We start from the raw sequence: 24,669 nt of genomic DNA on the forward strand, positions 1-24,669 counted from the left end.
TCCGTCCTGCCTACATCTGGATTCCGGAGAAGGACAGGAATCCGAAGGACATCAGGCCGACCACTATGAAAGTGATCCCCAGTCCCTGAAGTCCTTCCGGCACATCCGAGTACTTCATCTTCTCGCGAATACCCGCCAGAAGCACGATGGCCAGTGCCCAACCGACACCGGAACCGAAACCGAAGGTAACGGCTTCCGCGAAGTTGTAATCACGCTCCACCATAAAGAGGGAGGCACCGAGAATGGCGCAGTTAACAGTGATCAGCGGCAGGAAAATCCCCAGCGCGTTATAAAGCGACGGCACATACTTATCGAGGGTCATTTCCAGAATCTGAACAATCGCCGCGATAACGCCGATGTAGGAAATCAGACCAACGAAGGTGAGATCAGTATCGCCGAAACCGGCCCAAGCCAACGCACCTTCACGCAGAAAGTAGTTGTAGAGCAGGTTATTGACCGGAACAGTAATGGTCATGACCACTACCACAGCCACGCCAAGGCCCAGTGCGGTAGCTACTTTCTTGGATACGGCCAGGTAGGTGCACATCCCCAGAAAGAAGGCCAACGCCATATTTTCGATAAAAATCGATTTGACGAATATATTAAGCAGATGTTCCACGCTTCACTCCTTGGCTAGCGTTTGTTCTTACGCTTTTCGTAGACGTTTACCGACCAGATAAGCAGTCCGATGATAAAGAATGCGCTTGGCGGCAGGAGCATCAGCCCGTTGGGTTCGTACCACCCGCCTTCGGAAGTCAGCTTTAAAATGCTGAGACCGAAAATCTTTCCCGAGCCTAAGAATTCGCGCAGGAACGCGACTGTGAGCAGCACAAGTCCGTACCCGAGACCGTTACCGATACCGTCAGCGAGACTCATTTTTGGAGAGTTCTGCATGGCAAATGCTTCCGCACGGCCCATAACGATGCAGTTGGTTATGATCAGTCCGACGAAGACCGAGAGCTGCTTGCTGATTCCGTAAGCGAAAGCTTTCAGGAACTGGTCAACAATGATTACCAGCGTCGCGATAATGGTCATCATGACGATGATGCGGATACTGGACGGTATATGCTGCCGGATGGAGCTGACCGATACGTTGGATGCCGCGGTAACGAACATTACGGCGAGACTCATTACAAAAGCGGTTTCCAGCTTGGTGGTAACCGCCAGAGCTGAGCAGATACCGAGAATCTGAACCGCGATGGGGTTGTCCTCCAGAAGCGGCTTTAGCATTACTTCTCTGAACTTAGCCATTATGTTCACCTCTCTCTTTTGCAATTCGCTTGAGGTAAGGCTCGAATCCACCCTCGCCCAGCCAGTAACGCACCAGATTGGTCACGCCGCGGGAAGTAAGGGTAGCCCCGGCCAGTCCATCAACTTTGTAGGCGGCTTTCGGGTCCTCGGCATTAACCGATCCTTTGATTACATCAATGACCGGCTCGCCCTTTGCGTTGTAGATTTTTTTATTCACCCACTGGGCCTTCCAGTCCTGGTTATCCACTTCCCCGCCAAGGCCGGGAGTTTCGGCATGTTCATAAAAGCCGAAGTTCTTGACCGTGTTCAGATCCGGATCCAGAGCTATGAAGCCATACATAGTCGACCAAAGTCCCTTCCCGTAAACGGGCAGGATCACGCGTTTCAGGCTGTTTCCATCTTTGAGCAGGTAGACATTGGCGAGCTTGGCATGGTGCCCGATACCCGCCTGATCTTCTGCGGAAGGAATGGTGACACTTAAGTTCGGGTCCTTAGCCGCTTTGCGCTGATCATAATTGGCAGCGTCCATATCGACGTATTTTCCGGTCGCCAGATCGACAACCTTGGCTTCTATCTGTTTATAAAGTTCATCCACAGGAACATCTTCATTATAGATGCCCGCGGCCTTGAGAATATTTTCCTTGCGCTCGAGAACCTTGTTCTCCTGCTGAATGGATTTGAGGCCCACAGCTGCAGCCGAAACAAGCAGCGAGCAGACCAGGCACAGGGAAAACGCCACAGTAAATACTTTTTTTGTGGAATCGTTAGACACTGCGCACCGTCCTCCGCTTGATGTTGGCCCGCATCACGAGATTATCAATGAACGGGGCACACACGTTACCGAACAGAATCGCCAGCATGACTCCTTCAGGATAGGCCGGATTGACCGTGCGGATCAGGACAATCATGATTCCGATAAGCGAACCGTAATAAAATTGTCCTTTATGAGTCATTGACGAGGAAACCGGGTCGGTTGCCATATAAACCATACCGAAAGCCAGTCCTCCCATAACCAGATGCCAGAGCGGGCTGACAGTCATCATGGGATTGGTTCCGCTGCTTACCGCGTTGAAGATGATGGCCACCGAAAAGGCACCAGCCAGCAGGGAGACCATAATCCGCCATGAGGCAATACCGGCAATGACCAGCACTATTCCGCCGATAAGACAGGCCAGAGTTGAAGTCTCACCCAAAGATCCGGGTATGGTTCCGATGAAGCAGTCCCACCATGAATATTTGGCCATTACCGCTTTAATTCCTCCTTCAGCGGCCAGAGCCAGCGGTGTTGCGCCGGAGAAACCGTCTACCGGAACCCAGACGCTATTGCCTGAGATATGTGCCGGATATGCGAAGAAGAGAAAGGCGCGGGCCAGAAGAGCCGGGTTGAGGATGTTCTTACCTGTTCCGCCGAAGATTTCCTTACCGATCACCACGCCGAAGCTTGTTGCCAGAGCGACCTGCCAGAGCGGAATGTGAGGAGGAACGATAAGCGGAATGAGCGAACCGGTAACCAGAAAGCCTTCGTTGATTTCATGTTTGCGAACGACCGCGAAAAGGGTTTCCCAGAATCCTCCAGCGATATTGCAAACGATATAAATAGGTAAAAAGTAAAGCGCGCCCAGCAGAATGTTGGCCCCGAAACTTTCGGGATTGGCACTCAGGCCTAGTCCGCTCATCACGCTCCACCGCCAGCCTGTTCCCACCTCGAGACCCATGGATGCCAGCGCTGAATTAGCCTGAAAGCCTGTGTTCCACATAGCCATGTAGAAACAGGGAATCAGGGCAAAAACGACCATAATCATGACCCTTTTCAGGTCTATGGCGTCGTGCACGTGGGGCGAGCCAGAGCTGGTCTCTGTCGGTGAGTATAAAAAGGTGTCCACCATCTCGTAGACCGGGTAATACTTTTTGTATTTCCCGTCTCCGGTTACGGCACCATGCATTTTATCAAGCAATTTTCTCATATGCCTTACCCTTCCTTCTCAATTTGGGTGAGGACTTCGCGCAACATGAGCCCGAAATCATTCTTGCCGCAATCCACGAAGGACATAAGGGCGAGGTCTTCCTCATCCAGCTCCAGACAGCCAAGGGCCTGTGACTCATCCGTATCCATGACCGCCATAGCCCGGACCAGATAGGTCGGCAGAATATCCAGCGGCATAACCTGCTCATAAGCCCCGGTGGGGAAAATAGCGCGATGGCTGCCTCCCAGAAGCGTGTTCATATCAAAACGCTTTTTCTTTTTGCTGAAAGCTGAGGCAAATATGGATTTAACAGAGAATTTATCACGGCCCGGAGCCAGCCAGCCCAGAAGCTCACTTTCTCCGCCTTCGGCAAGGGCTGAGACCTGATTGTGAAAGCGACCGAGGAAAGCAAGGGGGCCTTCCGCCTTTGTCCCGGTCAGTACCGAGCCGGAAACAGCCCGTACACTTCCGCTTTTGAGCTCTCCGGCCAGCATTTCATCAAGATTAGCACCCATGCGGGTTTTGATGATCCGCGGCCGGACTGCCATAGGTCCGCAAAGAGCGACATAGCGTTCAGTGGAAAGCCGTCCGGTGGTAAAGAGTTTACCAATGGCAATGACGTCCTGATAACCGATGTGCCAGACAGTCTTGGCAGGACCGACCGGATCGACAAAATGGATGTGGGTTCCGGGCAGTCCGGCAGGATGCGGGCCCGCAAACATATGCATTTTCACTTCCTGAATCAGGGGCAGCGCAGCATCGCCGGCGACACATACATTAACTGTTTCATTCAGGCAGTTAAGTACACGCAGACCATCCAGCCACGCATCGGATTCTTTCCAGATTATGGGAGCGGGGTCCGGGGCCAGAGGATTGGTATCCATGGCCGTTACGAAGATTGAGCGGGCTTCGGATTCCGGGGACGGAGTCTTGCTGAACGGGCGCGTGCGAAACGCGGTCCACATTCCCGAATTTACCAGATTCTCGACAACCTTGTCCCGGTCAAGACCAAGCAACTTGTCTGAATCATAAACCGGAAACTCTACTTCACCGACGGTTTCATCGAGCTCGATGACCACAGATTGTAAAATTCTGCGTTCACCTCTGTTGACAGCAAGGACTTTCCCGGCTCCCGGAGCGGTAAAGACGACACCGTCGATCTTTTTATCCGCAAAGAGAGGCTGTCCCAGCTTGACTGTATCTCCCTCGGCAACGGCCATGCTCGGTTTCATTCCGATATAGTCGCCACCGAGGACAGCCACGGTACTTGGAGATTTTTCTTCAAAAATATCCAGCGCGGGCTCGCCCGAGATAGGAATATCGAGTCCTTTTTTGAGTTTTATCATGGAGAATACACCTTGTCCCTAAAGGGTTAACGGACTTAAACTTGGGTGCAACAGTACAACCCGTCTCGGCGCATGCGCTAAGACGTCTCCTTGATGGGTGGATGGTGTGGAACTAAGTAAAGCTTCAATGCGCTCCGAATAGAATTTTCGGAAGGTGTGGGGTAATACGCACGAAGTATTTAAATTGTTTCTTATCCAGAGAAATAGAAAAGGTCAATAGGTTGTCAAAACTTTATGAATACAACATTTGATCAGTGGTCAATAGTCTGAAATCACTCAACATACAGTCTTTTGCTCATGAGTATAAAAGTAGGCAGCAGACAAACCCCGCTGAACAATGCCGTCAGCTCGAAGGCGTCTGCCATGCCCCCCGTCTCGGCCGCGAATCCGGCTATCCCCGGCCCGAGCACAAAACCTAGATTGGCAACTCCCAGAAAAAAACCCATAACCCTCCCTTTTGACCCGCACATATCAGCAGCCAGCGACATGGAAGCCGGGAGCGATAAGGCCGATCCGAATCCCATCCCAGCGACAAGCAGGCAGAAAACTAACAGGGAAACAGGCTGCCCCAGACCGAATAGACAGGCTGCGCACAAGCCCATTCCCAGAAAGGTCAAGCCGGAGCGGTCCCGCACATCAGCCCAGCGGCCTGTAAAAGGCATTGCCAGAATGATAATCAGATTTGGAAGAGCAAAGAGGAACCCTGCAAAAACGCCGTTCAATCCGAAATTTGCGCTGATCAGCCGGGGCAGAAAAGTTATTACAACCGATGCTCCCGCCGTGCGTCCCAGCACAGCAAGGAGGAGGGTCGAAAATCCTGAATTATGCCACGGCAGACCTTCTTTTTCTTTATGTTTTCCAACCGGAGCCAACAGATTCCCAGCCCTGCTTATCAAAAGAGCGATGAACGATAAGCCCATGCCCGCAAAAGGCCAGATAAGGCTCATAAATCCCATTTTTCCCTGAATCCAGACTCCGATTCCCCCCGCAAGCGGGCCGACAACCAAAGCACAATACAAATAGGTATTATAAAGAGCGAATAGACTCCCGCGCTTCTTTTTCAAGACGCATTGACCAAGCAGAGCCATACTCACGGGTTTGACTATTCCGGTACAAAATCCAAGACAGATCTGAATTATCCCCAGAGACTCCGCTGTCGGGAAAAAATAATATATAAATGGGACAGCAGTCCCTACCCCGCAAGCCCAGCGCAAAAGAGACATCGGGCCAAAATAATCCGCGCTGTATCCCGCCAGCGGTGCAAGGACAAGCCGGGCAAGAAAATATCCTGAAAATGCAAGCCCGAGCCAGGAAGCGGACAATCCACTGGAACCGGCGCTTAAGGACAATGAAAAAGTATAAGCGCCTACACCAAAGGTCGAAAAAAAAACCGTTCCAAGTACCGCCAGAACAGTTCCCTGCCGTGCTTCGACGCAATCGTCCATAATTTTTCGCCCGAATAGGGTAAGCACCTTTCTCTCCATGCAGCCTCCGCCGGCAAACTCTCACATTGTATATTACAGCTCTGCTACTCGACAAATAAACACCTGTGAATATAGCCATAATCCACTGTTAAACAACGTCTTATGCCCTGAGGGTACGTAAGTAACATGCATAGATGCTCTACTTCAATTTAAATCTATACAAGTTTATAGGGTCATTATGACTATTTGATTTTTTAAGTGTGTCAAAAAGACATATACTGCGTTTAAGGCCCTTAAATACAGGGAATGCCGATTCGCTCACGGACCAATTGTTCAATTAATCACAATCAACGTTATTTCCGGTAGTCGAACATGAAACACACAAAAAAACTGATCATATCAATAAACACTAAAAATAATTAACCATTACATTTTGGATCATTATTTGCTAAATTAACAATATCCTTTATTGGGTGGATTTACGTTGAAAGCATCGTGGGGATGCTTCTCAACTAATCATTCAGCGACTGGAGGTGATCATAACTCACTCGAAATTAACGATATACTAATAACTGTTTCCTAAACAGACAACAGTACCAAAGACCTGAAAGTCAGATGGGATCAGTTTCAATAATACCGGCATTATTCACATATCAGTATGACCGGAAATGGCATAAACCTTATCCGGTTTAACGTGTGTATTTTGTACTTTTTTATTCTCCTTTAACGAAAGACTAAGGGAAAAATCCCGCGAGTGAGAAAAGGAGAGGTGTAAAAAAGAAAGTAGCCGGAATCCAAGCTCAAGCATAGCTATGCTTGATTCCGGCTACTTGCTTAAACAGCAAAATATCTGCCACTCGAGGATCTTATTTGACCCCGGTCAAACGGCGGTAAGCCTCCGGTTGCAGCAGTTTTGCATTAAGATATATTTATCATAATTAAACTTCTATCAATTCATACTCTCTGGTTCCAAGACCTATTTTTTCTGAATGCTCAAGACAGGTTTGCCATTCGGATTCAGGAGTTGAATTGGAAAAATGGTCATGGTGGTTTACAAAATCACCCTTTGCCATATTCTCCGCCAACTGGCTGCCGGGCAGAGGTTTAGCCTTGAGGCAGGCATCCACACAGGCCTGATCAAGGGCCAGAGGATCGAAAGAAGCGAACATTCCGATATTTGGCAGGATGGGCACGTCATTTTCGCCGTGGCAGTCACAGTTGGGAGAAACGTCCACGATCAACGAAATGTGGAAATGAGGGCGTCCGTCCAGTACCGCTTTGGTATATTCGGCCATGCGACAGTTGAGTGATTTTACCGCGGCGTTGAATCCGAAAGAGATAGCGTCGAAATTGCATGCCCCGAGGCAACGGCCACAGCCCACACACTTATTCTGGTCGATATACGCTTTCTCTATTTCCTCATTGAAATGAAGCGCATCGTTAGCGCACTCTTTGAGACATGTTTTGCAGGCCCTGCATAATTCTTCATTAACGGAAGCCTTACTGTCACTGTGCTGATCAGCCTTACCGGCTCTTGACCCGCATCCCATACCGATATTTTTAATGGCACCGCCGAACCCGGTTAGTTCATGCCCTTTAAAATGTGTCAGGCTGATAAAAACATCCGCATCCATTACCGCACGTCCGATTTTAGCTTTTTTGATATATTCACCTCCGACCACGGGCACCTCAACATCGTCGGTACCTTTTAAGCCGTCACCAATTAAAATGGGACAACCCACAGTCAGCGGGGTAAAACCATTTTCCCAGGCACATTCCAAATGCTCGAGAGCGTTCTTGCGGCTACCCGGATACAAGGTATTACAGTCGGTCAGAAACGGTTTTCCGCCAAGTTCCTTAACCACATCGGCAACAGCTTTAGAATAGTTGGGGCGCAGGTAGCTGATATTTCCCAGCTCGCCGAAATGGAGCTTGATGGCTGCAAAGCGCCCATCCATATCAATATCGCCAATGCCCGCTTTCTTGATCATTTTTTTAAGCTTGGTAGGTAAACCGTCACCAAAAGCCTTTGTACGAAAATTTGTAAAAAACACTTTAGCTTTTTCCATTTTCTCTCCTGTACTATACTTTATAATTCTTAATTTTATTTATCACGAACGAGTCGTCCCCAGCATACTTTAATTTATATTTTCACACCAGCGGGTAAAATCGCTCATTCCAAGAATAAGCAGATATGCAGTATCAACCGGAGTACACACGAAACATGTTTTTCATTCTCCAGTAACCAAATATAATTCTAGTACAACATCTCTTTATTCGGATATATGCGCGAACTGACATATTCCTAGTCTAATCCTACAGGCAAATATGGCAAAAAGAATTTAATATAATGAAATCAAAAACCATCAACATGGGGTGGGGAAAATATATCGAAATTTTAAGGGAAAAGGTATTCCAGATATACAGATTGAATTATTTATAGGTAGAGAAGAAGTCTTTAGTATTGAAAATAGCGATCTTGAATATTCTATGCCAAGGTTGTGTAAAACAGATGATCTTACAGCAACGTAATATAAATACGACCAGACAAAAAACTGCAGAAGATGTGGAAAAAAGATATGTGAAATAAAAAAAACGTGACCGCCTCCAAAGGAAGACGGTCACGGCGAATCTAGATCAAATTATTTGATTACAGGACGGGGAGATTTAGCTTTCTGGTCGTACTTGTCGTACATTACTACATTGCGCACTTTACCCCACTTGGTCCAGCCTGCTACGGTGTTGTTGTCACCTTCGCCGTTCATAACGACGGTGTAAACGCCATCACCGGCAACTTTGTCGCCGTTGGTGCCGTCATCGTAAGCAGTGGTCTTGTCGTTGAATTTCTTACCGTCACTGTACAGCCATGCATCAGCCTGAGGGCCGAAATCACCGGCAGCAACTGTGATCAGAACCAGACCGGCCTGAGTATCAGCAACTGAACCGGAAACAACAGGCTCAGGTGCGGGGGAACCGTCGGGGCGAACAGCTTTCTTACAACCGGCGGCAAACATCATCATGCATACAACAATACCGAGACAAACAAATTTCTTCATCTTACAACTCCTAAATAAACAGTTAAATTTCCAAGGATGAACATAAAACCGGGCTGCACCGGACGACTGTAAAATCCGCAGGGGTAAATCTCCTTATTCATCTAACAGGGGACAAAGGGAGAAGCGCAGCCAGTGGATTCATAAAGAAAGGTCCACGCATGTACTGCATATTTAAGTGGAGAATCAAAATAAATAGGGGAACCGCACAAACAATCTGTGCGATTCCCCTATTTATGAAAACTATTTATGTAAGCTTAAGCTGTTCTTAAAGTTCGATCAGCCCCTGTTTGAAGGCGTAACGTATGAATTCGATTGTACTTTTAAGGCCCAATTTACGCATAAGGTTGGAGCGGTGGTTTTCCACGGTTCTGGGACTAATGAAGAGACGTTCGGCTACATCCTTAACTGAGTAGTCACGAGCCAGCAGTTGCATTATTTCCCGTTCGCGGGGAGTGAGCGCGGCATATGAACCGTCAGCCATGCTTTTGCGGTGCATGAAGAAATCTTCGGCAACTTCCTGAGAAACTGTGCCGTCAAGGTAGAAGTTTCCCGCTCTGGTAGCATCTAAAGCCTTGATCAGTTCCCCCGAGGCGGAAATCTTGTTCATATACCCGGTTGCCCCGGCCTGAAAAGATGCCGCTATCTGCTCAACCTGTGTTGTCATACTGACAATCAGAATCTTAATATCGGGATAAAGCCCTAAAAGTTCCTCGGAAAGCCTGATTCCGTCATAATCCGGCAGGTTGATGTCTATGATGGCAAGTTTCGGCCTTTCGGATTCTGCAACCTGCAAAGCTTCGGCACTGGTGCCGGCCTCACAGCAGATGTAATACTCTTCGGACCTGTTAATTATGGCCTTTACCCCTTCCCGAAAAAGCGGATGGTCATCTACAAGAAGCACACATTGTCTGGAATCCGGTTGTTCTTGAATCGTCATACTCCCCAACACCTTAAAAACGTATAAAAAAACAATATCTACACAGAAAAACTATTTAACAAATAATGGCAAGCACGTCCAAAATGTTCTTATGCTTTTAAACATAATCAGACATCATCCCCGCAAAACAACTTTCAATTCATCAGCAGCGCAGGCCACCTCCTGATATACTCTTTGAATCTCCCCATTGCCGCTTCTGGCGACCTGTTCAAGCTTTCCGGTAGATAGGAGCAACTTTCCAGCACTGATTACCCCGGCTGATGTTTTAAGGAAATGAGCATCCCCGGCAAGTTTTTCGTAATCGCCGAGCTCGATTGATTTTTCCATTGCGCTAAGCTGTAGCGGCAACTCCTCAAGGAAGGATTTTATCACCCGGCTGCATAATGCATCATCCTCACCGAACATAAACCGAAAACCGGACTCATCAAAAACGGACAAGGCTTCCGGATTTTCATCGGCCTTCCGCGCCAGATCGATAAAAGTGGTACTGTGGACCGATGCCGCAATAACCATCAACAGGTCGTCCACATTGAACGGTTTGGAGACAAATCCATTCATCCCGGCCTGCTCGCACTCAGCCCTGATTTCATCCAGAGCATGTGCGGTCAGGGCTACTACCGGGATTTGCATTTTATCCTCGCCTGCTTCTCCTGCACGGATCGCACGCAGGGCTTCAAGACCATTCATTTCCGGCATTTCCAGATCCATAAGAACCAGATCATAATTGCCTTCACGTACAGATTTTAGTGCTGTTTTTCCGTCATGCACATAAATCACAGTATGCGGGGTCTGATCAAGGACAGCTTTCATCAGCTCAATATTGTTCATGTTGTCCTCGGCAACCAGCAGCTTGAGCGGCTTTGCCGAAGCAGCCATTGCCTTAAGCGGATGATCGATCCTGACGGCCTCACGAAACAGGCCCGGTTCGAGCGGCAAAATGAATGTGACGGTGGTCCCTGAATCGACAGAACTATGCAGGTCAATGGTACCGCCCATCATATCAACAAGCTGTTTGCAGATGGAAAGGCCCAGCCCGGTGCCTCCGAAACGCCGACTCATGGAACCATCGGCCTGAGCGAATTTATCAAAAATATTTTCCTGCAATTCTCTTGGTATACCAATACCGGTATCGGAGACAGAAAATTGAACGATCGCTTCATCCAAGAGCTCGACCTTAAGCGATACTGATCCTGATTCGCAAAATTTGACTGCGTTACTAAGCAGGTTAAGCAACACCTGCCGCAAACGGACCGGATCCCCCTTCACCGCCCGGGGTAAACGGTTATCCACTTCCACATAGAATTCAAGCCCCTTAGATGTAGATTCCAAGCGGGTAACATCTGCAACGACATTCACGATCTCCCTCAAATCGAAATCCAGATGTTCAAGCTCCATTTTACCTGCTTCAATGCGGGAAAAATCGAGGATATCATTGATGATGCGTTGCAAGTGGTCAGAGGAATTGCGCACCACTGACATTTTCCTGCGTTGGCCGGGAGTAAGATCGGATTGCAATATCACCCTGCTCATACCCACTATGGCGTTGAGCGGAGTACGGATTTCATGGCTCATGGTAGCAAGAAAGGAACTCTTGGCCTGGCTCAAGGCCTCGGCGACCTGGCGGTCGCGGCGAAAAACAGAAATGCGGTCAGCCAGAGCAAGAGAGAAGAAAAGCATCTCAAACATATTGCAAACCTGCATTATGGAGATAAGATAATTCAAATTAGCCAATCCGGTAATCGTACAAAAACTGGCAAACGACAATCCAAGGCAGAAAATACTCCAAGCGACTAAATATAATCTGGCTGCAGTAAATCCGTTGCGGTAACTGCATACACCAAGGAGAATAAACGTTATAGAATAAATTATCATCATAATCCCGGATATGGGTGTCATGACATCTACTCCATAAAAGAAAGAAATGACTATACTAAAAAAAGAAATTAATTTTAAGACAATAAAAATTATTTTTACATATGTTTTTTCTTTTATATTACCTAAAAAACTTTCTACAAAGAAAGAACTCAAAAGCATAAATAGACCAAGAAAGAAATAATTCAATACAATATAGTATTCAATTGGGATATCTACGAACTCAATTATTGTATCACTCACTGTAAAATAATATATGTTTATTGATAAACACTGCAATGAATACCAAAGATGGCTGATATCTCTTAAAGAAAAAAACAGGAAAAAATTATATAGGATCAGGGCTCCTGAAAACCCGGCAACGATAGAAGCAAAAAGTAGTTTTAACCTACTACTTTCACGAAAACTATTCTCATCAACCAGTTCAAATACATTATAATTAGTATCCTCGGCGCAATAGTAAACATAATAATCGGTCGCCTCTTCATGCAGTGGCAGCCTAAAGGCCAAAAAGTCCTCTCCTTTCCAACTGGTTCGCCTTGGATTTTCATACCCGGCATCCCAGCGCCCCCAGCCTGATTTCATCCCTTTAACTGTTTCAGGGTAAAACATGGTAAACTGTTTGGTTTGCGGCGGGGTGAGTGCAACACGCCAGATCTGATCTACCTGAGCAGGGTCAGCCTTGACCCTGAAATGAAGCCAGTAACCCTGTTCACTCAAACCGGGATAAAAGTCTGAGCCGGGTTTGGAAAACTTATCGGTTAATGCAGCGGAAGCGATCTGCTCAATGGAATAGCCTTCATCTTTAAGCACAGTAACATAATCGCGCAGGTCATAGCTTTCCTGACTGCCATTCAAATCTATGACTTGAGGAGCGGTTGCGTGAGAGTAAACAGGAGCAAGCATTGCCGTCAGTACAATAAAGAAAAAACAGAATCGTAAAACACGGCAATATAAAGTGGACGTGGATTTCTTGCTCATTGCTAAGGCTCCATTATTTCTTATCAACAACAGAATCAGTTCTTACATCACTTAAGACTGTATCAGCAAGGAGGACATCGTTTTCAAATGGAAAGACCACAGAAAAACAACTCCCCTCACCGACTATACTCTCAGCATGAATTGCACCACCCATTTTATTCACCAACCTCTTGCTGATCGCCAGCCCCAACCCAGTCCCGCCATAACTTCGCGACATGGATCTATCCGTCTGGTAATAACTATCGAAAACCGTTTCCAACTTTTCAGGAGAAATACCAATACCGGTATCGCTGACAGAAATCTTGAGCGTTCCACTTTCACACATTTCCAGCACAAGGCGAACTTCACCACTATTTGTAAATTTGACCGCATTACCAAGAAGGTTCAGCAGAATTTGTCGAAGTCGTACGGGGTCGGCGGTAATTGTGTCGGGAAGAGGACCAATCATGTTTACAACCAGCCCAAGCCCTTTTACGACCGTCGAGGGACGGACTAAATTTTCAATTTCGGAAATGAATTCAGGGAAATTAATTTGTTCCTTCAGAAAAACAACCTGATCGCTTTCAATGGCATCCATGTCAGCCATATCACTTACAATCTGCTTTAAATATTCAGCTGAGCTATGAATTATAGCAATGGCCTTGCTTTGCTGAGAATCAAGATCTGATTCCAGCACATGCCTGCTCTCTGCATCAATTCTATCGAGTGGGTCGCAAATTTCTTTGCCCATTGCGGAAACAAATGAACTTTTGAGAACATTAACCTCAGCGGCAATGTATTTTTTACGACGTAAATTCTCAATCCTGTCCGCCAACGCCAAAGACAGGAGCAGCAATTCAAGAAGGCTCGAAGCCTGTAGCAACACAAGCATTTTCTCAAGACTGCGAACAACCACCAATCCACCGAAACCGGTCAGGATTGCAATTACAAGAAGCACCGTCCATGCAAGCAAAAAAAAGCGTGCTGGCGAGTATCCATTAAGCAAAGCCGAACTGCCTAAAAATAAATATACGGCTGGGAAAAAGATATTCAATACGGAGATAGCAGTTGTCGTCAGCACGACAGGAAGAAAGAAAATAGCCGCAAACAATACGGCAGGAACAATTGGAAGGATGCTAAGTAAGATTTTGAACCATTTGGAATTGGCAGCAGTAGTAAAGAAGTCCCTGACAAACAGCGCACTGAAAAAATGAAAAAGAGCTAGAAAGGCGAAAGTAAGTGGAGCAACAAACGAACTCTCAATGGTGACATATTGAAAGACTACACCGCGAACCAACAAAAAATAAATCGCCAAAGAAAGACCTTGTAGGGAGTACCACAAATAACTCCGATCTCTCAGGCAGCCGAACAGGAACAGGTTGTAACTTATCAGGGCAAAAGCGAAGCCGAAGGCTGCGGCAATCCAAACATTTTCGGCCATTCTTTCGCGGAAAAACATGTTTTCGGGAACAAGCAGTAATGGATTGAAGAATGAATCCTCAGCCTGAACAAACACATAGAAAGTTACCGGCGCAACACCCAACTTAACCCCATGCGCAAGGAACAATTCGCCACGCCAGCTTGTACGCTTCTCGTTTCCATACCCGGCGTGCCATGCGTTCCAATCTCCGCCAGCCGTATTTTGGATAAAAAGAATTATCTTTTTAATTTGAGGAGGAACTACTTCAAAAATCCATCTGTGGGGTATGCTGGAGTCTTTCAGAACGACAGTAAAACGCAGCCAGTATCCAGACTTATTCGCCCCCGGATAAAACGATCCGCCAGCAGCTTGAAATTTGTCATAAAATTCTGGAGAGGAAACCTGCTCAATTGAATAGCCGTTATCAGGAAGGACGGTTGCGTAATTTCGGAGGTCATAGCTTTCCTGACTGCCATTCAAATCTATGACTTGAGGAGCGGTTGCGTGAGAGTAAACAGGAGCAAGCATTGCCGTCAGTACAATAAAGAAAAAACAGAATCGTAAAACACGGCAATATAAAGTGGACGTGGATTTCTTGCTCATTGCTAAGGCTCCATTATTTCTTATCGACAACAGAATCAGCTCTTACATCAGTTAAGACTGTATCAGCAAGGAAGGAGTTTCTCTCAAGAAGAACAATTACAGGAAAACCAGTCAGAGGGCTGTGTAATTCTAGGGGATGAAATTGACGCCCAACAATTCTGTGCTATGAGCAGCAGGGAGTAGCCGTCATCTGAAAATTCAACTGTCCCCAGAAGTAATTTCGGCTTAACAGCCTATTATGGCGGAATTTATTTAATACGTTATTTCAAGACATCTGGTTACAAATCAATCAAGTATGTAGCATCGCCCTTCTTCAGCCAGTGGGAAGGGACTGTTCTTCAAAAAAGGGCAATGGTATCCGAGAACTCTGCCTTTAATTTTGCTTTGTAAAGACTCAACCTGCTTCCAATGGGAATGCACACTGTACAGATTATCAAATTCTATTTCATGGAACACCAGATCGCAATCTCCGAACCATTCGGCATCAAGTTCAGCTCGATTCAGGACTTGATTAATCTCCTCATCGTACTTGGTATCCCCGGAATACCCAAAGAAACTCCCCCCACCTGAAATTTTCAATCCCACCGTGCCGTAAGGCAGTATATGATGATTCCAGCGACTCTCTATCCTTAACTGACCAAGTTGCAGAGTTCTGCCGGGTACAAGCTCGAAAAACTCTACATGATCCACAAGATCAGGAAAAAGAGGTTCATAAAGATCAGCCAGAACCCGGTACGGCTGTGCCGCCATAATCAATTTCAGTTTACGGTTCTGCCTGATTGCCCGCTGCATGCAAGCCGTGAATCCCTGCACGTGGTCTTCGTGGTTGTGGGTAAAGAGGAAGTGGGTAATGTCATCCCAGTGAATCCCATGCCGCGCAAGGGTTTGAGCCGGATATCCGCAAGGATCTATCCAGATTACATACTCTCCGAAACGGACAATGGAATTTGCAACTGTACCGTAAACTCCGTTTCCGCAACCGACAGGAACAACTTCGAGCTTTTCACGTTTCGCGCCGTCTCCGGGAACAGTCTCCAGCAAGGATTCAATGTCATTGTCCGGGGCATAGTCTGGCGCAATGGTCTTGCGATCATAGAGCAGCATTCCGCCATCAGATATAAAGATGTTGCCGTCAGTACAACATATCTCCAAACCACCGTTTCGGTAGCTGGGGTCGGCTGCATTATGATGAAACCATCTTCCGAGCCAGTCCTTACGCACCACCTTAAGGTTCGCATCATCAAAGAAATAGGGGAAAATCCGCTCCAAATGTTGATGCAACTGTTCAACATCATCTTTCAAGCCTACGTATTCTTTGAGTATCCCCCCCTTGATCTGGGCCTGCCAGAGAACAAACTCTTCCCCGGTTCGATTATCTCCTGCAAGGGAAACCTCCCATGGCGGAACTACGATTATCTCTTCACGAAAACCGTGTTCGGTCAAAAATTTTGCTACATCGGGCATGCTGCCGATACGCACGGTTCCTTTGGACGTATGCACTAAATCCACATACATCCCGCAGTGTTCAATCCGCTGCACATGACAGGTAAGCTTTTGCAAAGTACTGGTAGCCATCATCCCCTTCTCTCAAAATGTATATGTTTACATAGAAATGACCTAGACGAAATGCAATCGTCACTAACAACGTCTATACATTAGAATATATTTTTAATTTTAGTTATATAATTCAATAAGTTAATTTAAATTTTTGCAATTTTGTTGACACAAACAGTATCAAGCTGCTAGGGAAATGTAAACGTTTACATGGCGAGGTTGTCAGTGAGTACTATTCTTGATGTTGCACGTTTAGCGCAAGTCTCCACCGCCACAGTTTCCCGGGTGATCAATTCCCCTGATTCTGTGCGCGAAAAGACCCGTGAGAAAGTTCTCCGGGCCATGAAGATGTGCAACTATAAATATAATGCTCTAGCACGTGGATTCGCCACCAAGAAGTCCAACACCATCGGACTGATCATCCCCAACATCAATAACCCGGTATTTGCTGAATCCACTCTCGGGGTTCAGGAATATGCCGAGAAAAAGCAGATCAAGGTCATCCTCGGCAACACATCCTACAAAATCTCTCAGGAAGAAAGCCTGATCACAGCCCTGCGGGAAAGTCAGGTGGACGGCCTGATCATCACAACGACCAATCCCAAGGGTGAAATAATCAAGACTCTTATAAATGAGAAAGTCCCGTTTGTTCTCCTTTTCAGCACGGTAAAAGGCGGTTCCATTTCCGCTGTGGGTGTTGATAACTATCGTGGAGGTTACGTTGCCACCGAACATCTCGTATCACTCGGTCACCGCAGGATCGGCATGATCGCGGGCAACTTCTCCGTAACGGACAGATCCTATCACCGCTGGCACGGCTACCGCCAATGCCTCAAAGACAACGACATCCCCTACGATAAAGAATTGCTGGTCCAGACCGAATACTCCCTCGCCGGAGGAAAGGATTCGATCAAACAACTCCTTGAGCAGGACTCTCCGCCCAGCGCGGTTTTCTGCTCCAACGATTATATCGCCCTCGGGGCTATCAAGGGAGCACGGGAAGCAGGTCTTTCCCTGCCCGAAGACCTATCCATAGTAGGTTTTGATGACATGCCCACAGCCTCATACATGGTCCCGGCCCTGACCACAGTCCGTCAGCCCGCTTATGAGATGGGCAGACGCGCCTGTAAGCTTCTACTTCAAAAGATGAAAACTCCGGGCAAACCGGAACAACATATGATGGAAACCAAACTGGTTGTCCGCGAATCCACCGCTGCCGTACCGCAAGAAATGGAAGCCGGGGACAGACAGTAGCAAAAGGGTTGCCGCAATTGTTGCCGCAATCCCGAAGAGTAAGGAAACAAACTTAGGAGGAAGATTACAATGAGCTTCAAGAAGACCCTTTCCGTGCTTTGCGCAGGAGCTGTCCTGCTTCTGTCCATGAGCACAATGTGCATGGCGGACGATTACAAACTGACCCTGAAACTCAGCCACGTTTTCAGCCCTGCTGAGCAGCTTTCCAAATCCATGGATGCCGTAGCCGAGTCCATCTACAGAAAGACAGACGGCGCAATCAACATCCAGACTTTTCCGCAGGCACAGTTGCCCGCATACAAAGAAGGTGTAGAACAGGTTGTACGCGGAGCTAAATTCATCTCCGTAGAAGATCCTTCCTTCATCGGCGACTATGTTCCCGATTTCAAGGCCCTGTACGCCCCCATGCTTTATCGCAGCTTTGATGAATACGTTAACCTGACCCAGTCCGACCTCGTTAAGAAAATGGAAGCTGAAGCTGAAAAGCAGGGCATCAAAATACTCGCTCTGGACTACATCTACGGTTTTCGTAACCTGATCACCCAGAAAGTCATCAAGACTCCTGCCGACCTCAAGGGCATGAAAATCCGTACCCCCGGTTCCAAATCCTACATCGACACCCTCACCGCCATGGGCGCGGTTGCTACCCCACTGCCCTGGGGCGAAACCCTCTCCGCAGTGCAGCAGGGTGTTGTTGACGGCCTCGAAGGTTCCGAATTCACCAACATCGGCACCAAAGTATACGAAGGCCCCACCAAAAATGTAGCTAACACCCACCACATTCTCGGTACCTGTGGTGTCTACATTTCCACCAAAGTCTGGAATAAAATTCCTGCCAAATACCAGAAGATCATCGCTGAAGAATTCGCCAACGGCGCAACCCACATGGTCAACCTGCTCAAGTCCCAGCACGGCGGCGTGGTTAAGGAGCTGGAATCCTACGGCGTAAAATTCAACGAAGTAGACGGCGACGCTTTTCGCGCAGCCCTCAAACCTCTCTACAAAGAACAAAAAGGTATGACTCCCGGTATTTACCAGTCTATCTTCAAAGAACTCGACGCAATGAGATAAACAATTAATTCAGGGCATGGAAGCATTGGCTTCTGTGCCCTGCTTTTGGTGGTGAACAATGTCTACTACAGCATCCAAATTTGTTTTTAAGAATTTCGACTTTCTGCTTAGCGGTTTTTTCCTGTGCATCACCGTTTCAGTGGTTATCGTCAATGTCGGGCTGCGCTATCTTTTCCAAGGCGGTCTTTTCTGGGCCGAAGAAGTGGCGACTACCGCATTCATCTGGTCCGTTTTCGTCGGTTCCGCCGCTGCGTACCGTTACAAAATGCATATCGGCATTGATATGATAAGCAAAGTAGGCCCACCCATCTGGCGTAGGTTCATTGCTGTAGTCATCGACCTGCTCATGTTCATCATCAACGGATATATTGTTTATCTCAGTATTCTGTACATTCTGGCAAACAAACTTAAACGTACCCCTGTACTTGACGTTCCCGCCATTTACGTGAATCTGGCACTTACGGTCGGTTTCTCCCTGATGGCTGTCTACGCACTGGCTTTCCTGTATCAGGACTTAGGAAAACTTTTCGGTAAACAGGCAGAAGAAGGAGAATAGAACCATGATTACATTTCCCGTAACCATTGTAATGGCCCTGTACTTCACCAGTATCCCCATTGCATTTGCCCTGCTCGCGGCGGGACTCGCATATTTCACTTTCGGCGATGTAGGCACACCTCCGGACCTGATCCTGCAGAAATTCATAACTTCCACCGCTTCCTTTCCTCTGCTGGCCATTCCTTTTTTCATTATGGCCGGAGAAATTATGAACTTTTCAGGCATCAGCTCCAGCCTGATGAAGATGGCCGACGTTCTCACCGGACACCTGCGCGGCGGTCTGGCTCAGGTTAATGTCCTGCTCTCCACCCTCATGGGCGGAATCTCCGGTTCTGCCAACGCAGACGCAGCCATGCAGTCCAAAATCATTGTCCCGCAAATGACAAAACGCGGCTACAACACTGCTTTCGCAACAGCGATAACCGCTGCTTCTTCGGCCATTGCCCCGGTGATTCCTCCGGGCATCAACCTGATCATTTACGCCCTTATCGCGCAGGTATCAGTGGCCAAGATGTTCATCGGCGGCTACATGCCGGGCATACTCATGTGTTTGGCCCTGATGCTCACTGTAGATTTCATTGCCAGAAAGAGGGATTACAAACCTTCCCGCGAAAAGATGGCCTCCTGCAGGGAAATCATCAAACAGGCTCGAGAATCCATCTGGGGACTTTTGCTTCCGTTAGGCATCATCGCCGGTATCCGGTTTGGTGTTTTCACCCCCACTGAAGCCGGAGCCATGGCTGTTCTGTTCTGCGTCATCATCGGGGTTTTCTTTTATAAGCAGTTGAGATGGGAACATTTTCCCATCATCATGAAGAACACCATTCTGGGCACCAGCTCAGTCATGCTGATTGTTATAGCCGCCTCCGTATTCGGGCAGTACATGAGCTGGGAGCGTATTCCCCATCAACTGACCCATAGTATTCTGGCTATATCAGAATCTCCGTGGCTTATTCTGGTCGTCATTAACTTCCTGCTGCTGTTCCTTGGTATGTTCCTCGAAGGCGGAGCACTGCTGATTATCGTAGCTCCGCTACTGGTTCCGCTGGTTAAAAGCATGGGCATCGATCCCATCCATTTTGGTTTGATTATGATCGTAAATATTATGATCGGAGGTATTACGCCGCCGTTCGGTTCAATGATGTTCACGACCTGTGCAATTACCGGATCAACCGTAGGAGAATTCTGCCGCGAAATATGGCCGTTTATTCTGGCATTGCTAGCTGTTCTGGTAATAGTCACTTATATGCCATCTGTGATCATGTTCCTGCCTAACATTCTCTAGTGGAGTTTTTTAAATGATGCTCATCGGCCATAGGGGCTGTAAATACCCCGGATACAACCAAAACACCGTCCGCGCTTTTGAGAAAGTCACTTCCGAAGGAGTTGCGGCCATTGAATTTGATGTCCAGCTCAGCGCAGATCAAGAGCTGGTAATCGTCCATAATCTGGATCTTGAAGAAGTTTCCACTGGGACGGGAGAGGTTTCCAGTACCGATTCCGCCACTCTGAAAACTCTCTTTGCCGGAGACCCGGCGCAAGGTGAAGACCGCATCCCTTTTCTCGGGGAAATATTCGATTTCTTCGCTTCCTGCCCGGCAGAGAAACGTCCGGCAATCCATATGGAATTGAAAGGCAACAATACCGGCCGAAAAGCCGGGGAACTTTTCAATGAATATGTAGTTGCAGGAAAACTCAATATATCCGACATTCTGGTCAGTTCTTTTAACTGGAATGAGCTGGAAGCCATCCGCAAAATCTGTCCCGAAGTCAAGATAGCATTGCTGGATGGAGCCATTCGTCGCAACCGGCTGCTGGAAAAAACCGGACCGGAGGCAGAGCAGTACTTTGCAGAGCTTTTCGCTTACGGCAACGAAGACTATATGCTGCCACGGTTTTCCACTTTAAATGACAATTTGGAACTTCTTGATAGAATTTGTCCCGAATCTGAAATACATTCAAAGTTGGCTCAAGAAATAAATGACTGCCTTAGCGGTAAATATTATACCGAGAAACTGCTGGACAGCGCTGTATCCATGAAAGCTACTTCGGTGAACCTCTGGTACCGCACTGTATCTCCCGTTTTCATTGAAAAAGCTCATGCTCGGAAACTTGCAGTTTTCGTATACACCGCCAACCAACCAGAAGAATGGATCGCTCTTAGCGATATGAAGGTAGATGGTATTTTCACTGATTATTATGCGAAGGCCGCCCGTACACTGGCGGATTACAAAATTTAACCGGACATGGGGTTCAGGCACGGGGCTTTCGGCTTCTGCCGAACCCCGGACCTACTTCATGCCATGACCAAAATATCTTCCATTTTCTTCGATAAGCTTGATTATCAACTCTTGCAGATTGTTGATGATGTTCTCAAACGCGGTCCCGAATCCCGCGCTTTCCGCTCGCTTTTAGCTGAATATATGCATCCACACGGGATCAAAGAAATGGCTGCACCACAAGGATTACGCATAGCTTATGCTGTAATCAGCCTGCTGGGCAGCTTTGAAAACGGTATCGCACATGACCGCCTAAAGGCACTGCGCTCACTGCGCGATGAAGTATTTCTCTCTTCCTCCGGATACTATCGCAAAAATACAGCCCGGGTACTTTTGCAGATCATGAAAAAGATGGTCCGGCCCGGCAACAGTGAACTGAGCAGACTCAAGCTGGCCCATGATTTCCGTATGATCTCAGCTGGAAGCCCGCGCAGAATAAGAAAAGAGCTGGCAAAATATCATCTGGTTGAAATGCCGGAAGAGTGGAACCAGTACGCCTTTGACCATCACGTTCACGACGCCAATACCAAAGGAAGAAAATCCCCCACCCACCTGATCATGGATGCATGGATCAAGGGGATTCGTAAACTTAAAGTTGTTTACTACAACTACGTGCGCCCGGAAGTCCTCGAGGAACTGCTTGAAGCAGGGTCCATACTGGATCTCGAAGTCCGGGTGAGCATCGAGCTCTCTGCTCGTTTTAGGAATAAATTCGTACGCTTTACGTGGGAGCCGAACGTTCTTTCAGACAGTTCCAGCTACCATAATTTTCTTGAAAAAAAACAGGTAGCTGATTTCTTTGAACAAGGCAGGGAGGTCTCCCGCTACCAGCAGAAGTATGTTTTTGACGTGTTGGAAGAATTTAATAACAAACACCGCGAAAACATCAGCAAACAACTGAAATTCAAGCTCCCTATTCTGGATCTGGAAGAATTTCTGGTCTTTGTGGGAACTGGGCAACCATCCATTCTCCATCTGGGGAGGTTTATCCACAATAAACTCGCCGGTTACGCTAAGAGCAAATGCGATGCGGAAAATTGCGAAACTAAAGATCAGTTCATCCCGGAACAAAACGCACTCATGCAGACATTTACTGTGCGCAGAATCATTAACGAATATCTGATTCCGGAAAGAAATCCGCAGGTCAACAATCCGGCGGAACCGCATGCAGACACCGAACTTCCGGCACTCCTGCGCTGCAACATCAACGAATTGATGACCCGTCTGCTGCACATCCATCCCAGCTCAAAATTCACCCTCAATCTTGCAGGTCTTACCGCGCAGGATACTTTGGAACTGCTCTATGACGGCGGGGGCATGATAAGCCATATTGAGGCATTTAACCTGAATGATGCCTACAAAGAAGTGACCGAGGGTGAGAATTCAACTGAGCAGCAGAGCACGCAACTCATTGGACAGAAAAAACATTATAGACTCATCGGGAAGTTACAGAAAGCCCTCAACGAGGACAGCGTAATCACTTTGAAAAGCGCTATCCGCGAAATTATTTATGATTACGATGACCAACTGGAGCGTCTGAAAAAAGAGAAGCCCGGCGATACTGAAATATTATTCGCTATGCAGGAGCGCAAACCGGAGTTGGTTGAGATTCTATCCGATCTGGAAAAATTTCATAGAATCTACCGGAAACGCAGCCTGAAATCACGCATCGGTTCCGGCTCCACCGGACAGGCAAAACATAGGCACGGTATGGGCTTTGTGGTCCTCGATACTCTTCCGGTACGGGCGCGCAAACCATTCTACCGCAACGTATGCGGAGAAGGGAGCACCCGTATTCCGGCCAGCGGGCTGATGACCAAAAGTATCAAAACCAAGGTTGGCCGCTTAGGGAGCGAAATCTCCCGAATGTCCGAAGACAAGGGCAAACGCTGGGTGGAATGGAGTCTTGATTCATTCAGAATACATGCTGGGAAACCGGGAAATATCGGCACACTTGGCGGACTGAACCTTCAGCCAGAGAACAGTACGGACTGCGTAAGGGAAGCGGAAACGCTGGAAAAACCATGGACCTACCTGAATACCAACATCAAAAATACAGCCAAGGTCCTGCTGGGGTTTATCCCTGCTTTTCTGACCTTTTTCCTGACCAAGGACTGGTGGCTGCTGTCCTATTTCGGGGCTGTAATCTGGTTTGCAATCACCGGATCGCGCAACATTATTCAATCCGTCCTCGGAGGAGGAGGCTTGCGCCGTTCTCCACTTCTGCCGTGGAACTCACTGGTAAGCTGGAGCCGGATTTCGGATTCTCTGCTTTATACCGGATTCTCAGTCCCATTGCTGGACTATCTGACCAAAACCCTACTACTGGACAACACTCTCGGCGTAACCACGTCCACTGACCCTATACTTCTTTATTCAGTCATGGGGCTGGCCAACGGCATTTACCTTTCCACTCACAACGCCATCCGTGGACTTCCTAAAGGAGCAACTGTTGGTAACTTCTTCCGTTCCATTCTTGCTATTCCCGTGGCAGTGGCACTAAGCGGACTGATTGGAGCGCTGCTCGGCATGGCCGGAATACCGGATGCAACCGGAATCCTGCAAAAGTGGGCGGCAATCATTTCCAAATTCGCATCGGACGGAGTAGCGGCTTTCATTGAAGGACTTGCCGACAGGCAGGCCAACATCAAATCCAGAATGAGCGGCTACAGAATGAAAATTGCACAGCTCTTTTCAGTTTTTTCAAAACTGGATCTCATTTTTCCGGAAGAAGATGTTCTTGAGATGCTGCAAGCTCCGAAAATCATGATGCGTACCTTAAACAAGGAAGCGAGGGATCTGGAAAAGCTGATCATCGTAAACGCCCTGGATCTTATGTACTTCTGGTTCTACCAACCGCGTTCACGCAAAGCATTATCCATTATTCGCCAGAGTATGTCCCGCGAGGAATGGCTGATTTTCTACCGCTCTCAACTTATTTTGAAACGACATAAAGAAATCAGTCAGGTTTTTGTGGACGGTCTGGTGGGCAAGAATTTTTCTAAAGCTTTGTCCTTTTATCTGGATCAGTCACCACAATATTTGGCTGATATGGAAAAGCTTGAAAGAAAAAAGTAGGGTAGCTGAAATTTATTTCCATACGCCCATTTTTAAAGTGCTTT

At 47.5% G+C, this 24,669-nt stretch carries 18 protein-coding genes; 6 read left to right on the forward strand and 12 right to left on the reverse strand.

Annotated features, from left to right (window positions below; all coding sequences use genetic code 11):
• Positions 1-10: 10 nt before the first annotated feature.
• The 12 genes from nqrE to ACKU35_RS02120 all read right to left on the reverse strand — a co-directional run bounded on the left by nqrE (position 11) and on the right by ACKU35_RS02120 (position 16,408).
• Positions 11-619 carry an NADH:ubiquinone reductase (Na(+)-transporting) subunit E gene (nqrE, locus tag ACKU35_RS02065; protein WP_319762670.1) on the reverse strand — a complete coding sequence of 203 codons (609 nt, stop codon included), beginning with the start codon at positions 617-619 and terminating at the stop codon, positions 11-13.
• A 14-nt stretch (positions 620-633) separates the two neighbouring features.
• Positions 634-1,251, reverse strand: a complete 618-nt coding sequence (locus ACKU35_RS02070; protein WP_319762672.1) for an NADH:ubiquinone reductase (Na(+)-transporting) subunit D — start codon at positions 1,249-1,251, stop codon at positions 634-636.
• Complete coding sequence (locus ACKU35_RS02075; RefSeq protein WP_319762674.1) at positions 1,244-2,023, reverse strand: Na(+)-translocating NADH-quinone reductase subunit C; 780 nt, start codon at positions 2,021-2,023, stop codon at positions 1,244-1,246. Before ACKU35_RS02075 ends, ACKU35_RS02070 begins: the two co-directional genes overlap by 8 nt.
• A complete protein-coding gene (locus ACKU35_RS02080; RefSeq protein ID WP_319762676.1) occupies positions 2,016-3,215 on the reverse strand; it encodes an NADH:ubiquinone reductase (Na(+)-transporting) subunit B in 1,200 nt (399 codons plus the stop codon). The genes ACKU35_RS02075 and ACKU35_RS02080 overlap by 8 nt, the downstream gene beginning before the upstream one ends.
• Positions 3,216-3,220: 5 nt before the next feature.
• Positions 3,221-4,561, reverse strand: a complete 1,341-nt coding sequence (locus ACKU35_RS02085; RefSeq protein ID WP_319762678.1) for a Na(+)-translocating NADH-quinone reductase subunit A — start codon at positions 4,559-4,561, stop codon at positions 3,221-3,223.
• A gap of 272 nt (positions 4,562-4,833) precedes the next feature.
• Positions 4,834-6,045 carry an MFS transporter gene (locus tag ACKU35_RS02090; RefSeq protein WP_319762680.1) on the reverse strand — a complete coding sequence of 404 codons (1,212 nt, stop codon included), beginning with the start codon at positions 6,043-6,045 and terminating at the stop codon, positions 4,834-4,836.
• 878 nt (positions 6,046-6,923) lie between these two features.
• Positions 6,924-8,054 carry a DUF362 domain-containing protein gene (locus tag ACKU35_RS02095; RefSeq protein WP_319762682.1) on the reverse strand — a complete coding sequence of 377 codons (1,131 nt, stop codon included), beginning with the start codon at positions 8,052-8,054 and terminating at the stop codon, positions 6,924-6,926.
• Positions 8,055-8,627: 573 nt separating this feature from the next.
• Positions 8,628-9,041 (reverse strand): choice-of-anchor X domain-containing protein, encoded by a 414-nt coding sequence (locus ACKU35_RS02100; RefSeq protein ID WP_319762685.1) that lies wholly within the window; start codon positions 9,039-9,041, stop codon positions 8,628-8,630.
• Between the two features lie 265 nt (positions 9,042-9,306).
• A complete protein-coding gene (locus tag ACKU35_RS02105; RefSeq protein ID WP_319762686.1) occupies positions 9,307-9,978 on the reverse strand; it encodes a response regulator transcription factor in 672 nt (223 codons plus the stop codon).
• 114 nt (positions 9,979-10,092) lie between these two features.
• On the reverse strand, positions 10,093-12,831 hold the full coding sequence (locus ACKU35_RS02110) for an ATP-binding protein (RefSeq protein WP_319762688.1): 2,739 nt from the start codon (positions 12,829-12,831) through the stop codon (positions 10,093-10,095).
• 13 nt (positions 12,832-12,844) lie between these two features.
• The gene (locus ACKU35_RS02115; protein WP_319762691.1) at positions 12,845-14,833 is read right to left on the reverse strand and encodes a 7TM diverse intracellular signaling domain-containing protein; all 1,989 of its coding nucleotides are present in this window, start codon (positions 14,831-14,833) and stop codon (positions 12,845-12,847) included.
• Positions 14,834-15,118: 285 nt separating this feature from the next.
• Positions 15,119-16,408 (reverse strand): MBL fold metallo-hydrolase, encoded by a 1,290-nt coding sequence (locus tag ACKU35_RS02120; protein ID WP_319762693.1) that lies wholly within the window; start codon positions 16,406-16,408, stop codon positions 15,119-15,121.
• Between the two features lie 204 nt (positions 16,409-16,612).
• Between ACKU35_RS02120 and ACKU35_RS02125 the strand changes: the two genes are divergently transcribed.
• The 6 genes from ACKU35_RS02125 to ACKU35_RS02150 all read left to right on the forward strand — a co-directional run bounded on the left by ACKU35_RS02125 (position 16,613) and on the right by ACKU35_RS02150 (position 24,625).
• Positions 16,613-17,641 carry a LacI family DNA-binding transcriptional regulator gene (locus ACKU35_RS02125; RefSeq protein WP_319762695.1) on the forward strand — a complete coding sequence of 343 codons (1,029 nt, stop codon included), beginning with the start codon at positions 16,613-16,615 and terminating at the stop codon, positions 17,639-17,641.
• Positions 17,642-17,710: 69 nt separating this feature from the next.
• Positions 17,711-18,712: a C4-dicarboxylate TRAP transporter substrate-binding protein gene (locus ACKU35_RS02130; protein ID WP_319762696.1), complete on the forward strand. Its 1,002-nt coding sequence runs from the start codon at positions 17,711-17,713 to the stop codon at positions 18,710-18,712.
• A gap of 58 nt (positions 18,713-18,770) precedes the next feature.
• Positions 18,771-19,268, forward strand: coding sequence for a TRAP transporter small permease (locus tag ACKU35_RS02135; RefSeq protein WP_319762699.1), 498 nt, complete (start codon positions 18,771-18,773; stop codon positions 19,266-19,268).
• A gap of 4 nt (positions 19,269-19,272) precedes the next feature.
• Positions 19,273-20,553 carry a TRAP transporter large permease gene (locus tag ACKU35_RS02140; RefSeq protein ID WP_319762701.1) on the forward strand — a complete coding sequence of 427 codons (1,281 nt, stop codon included), beginning with the start codon at positions 19,273-19,275 and terminating at the stop codon, positions 20,551-20,553.
• Between the two features lie 13 nt (positions 20,554-20,566).
• Complete coding sequence (locus ACKU35_RS02145) at positions 20,567-21,508, forward strand: glycerophosphodiester phosphodiesterase family protein (protein ID WP_319762703.1); 942 nt, start codon at positions 20,567-20,569, stop codon at positions 21,506-21,508.
• A 63-nt stretch (positions 21,509-21,571) separates the two neighbouring features.
• A complete protein-coding gene (locus ACKU35_RS02150; protein ID WP_319762705.1) occupies positions 21,572-24,625 on the forward strand; it encodes a hypothetical protein in 3,054 nt (1,017 codons plus the stop codon).
• Positions 24,626-24,669: the final 44 nt, after the last annotated feature.

It is taken from the genome of Maridesulfovibrio sp. (genome assembly GCF_963676065.1).
In the GTDB taxonomy this organism is placed as follows: domain Bacteria; phylum Desulfobacterota; class Desulfovibrionia; order Desulfovibrionales; family Desulfovibrionaceae; genus Maridesulfovibrio.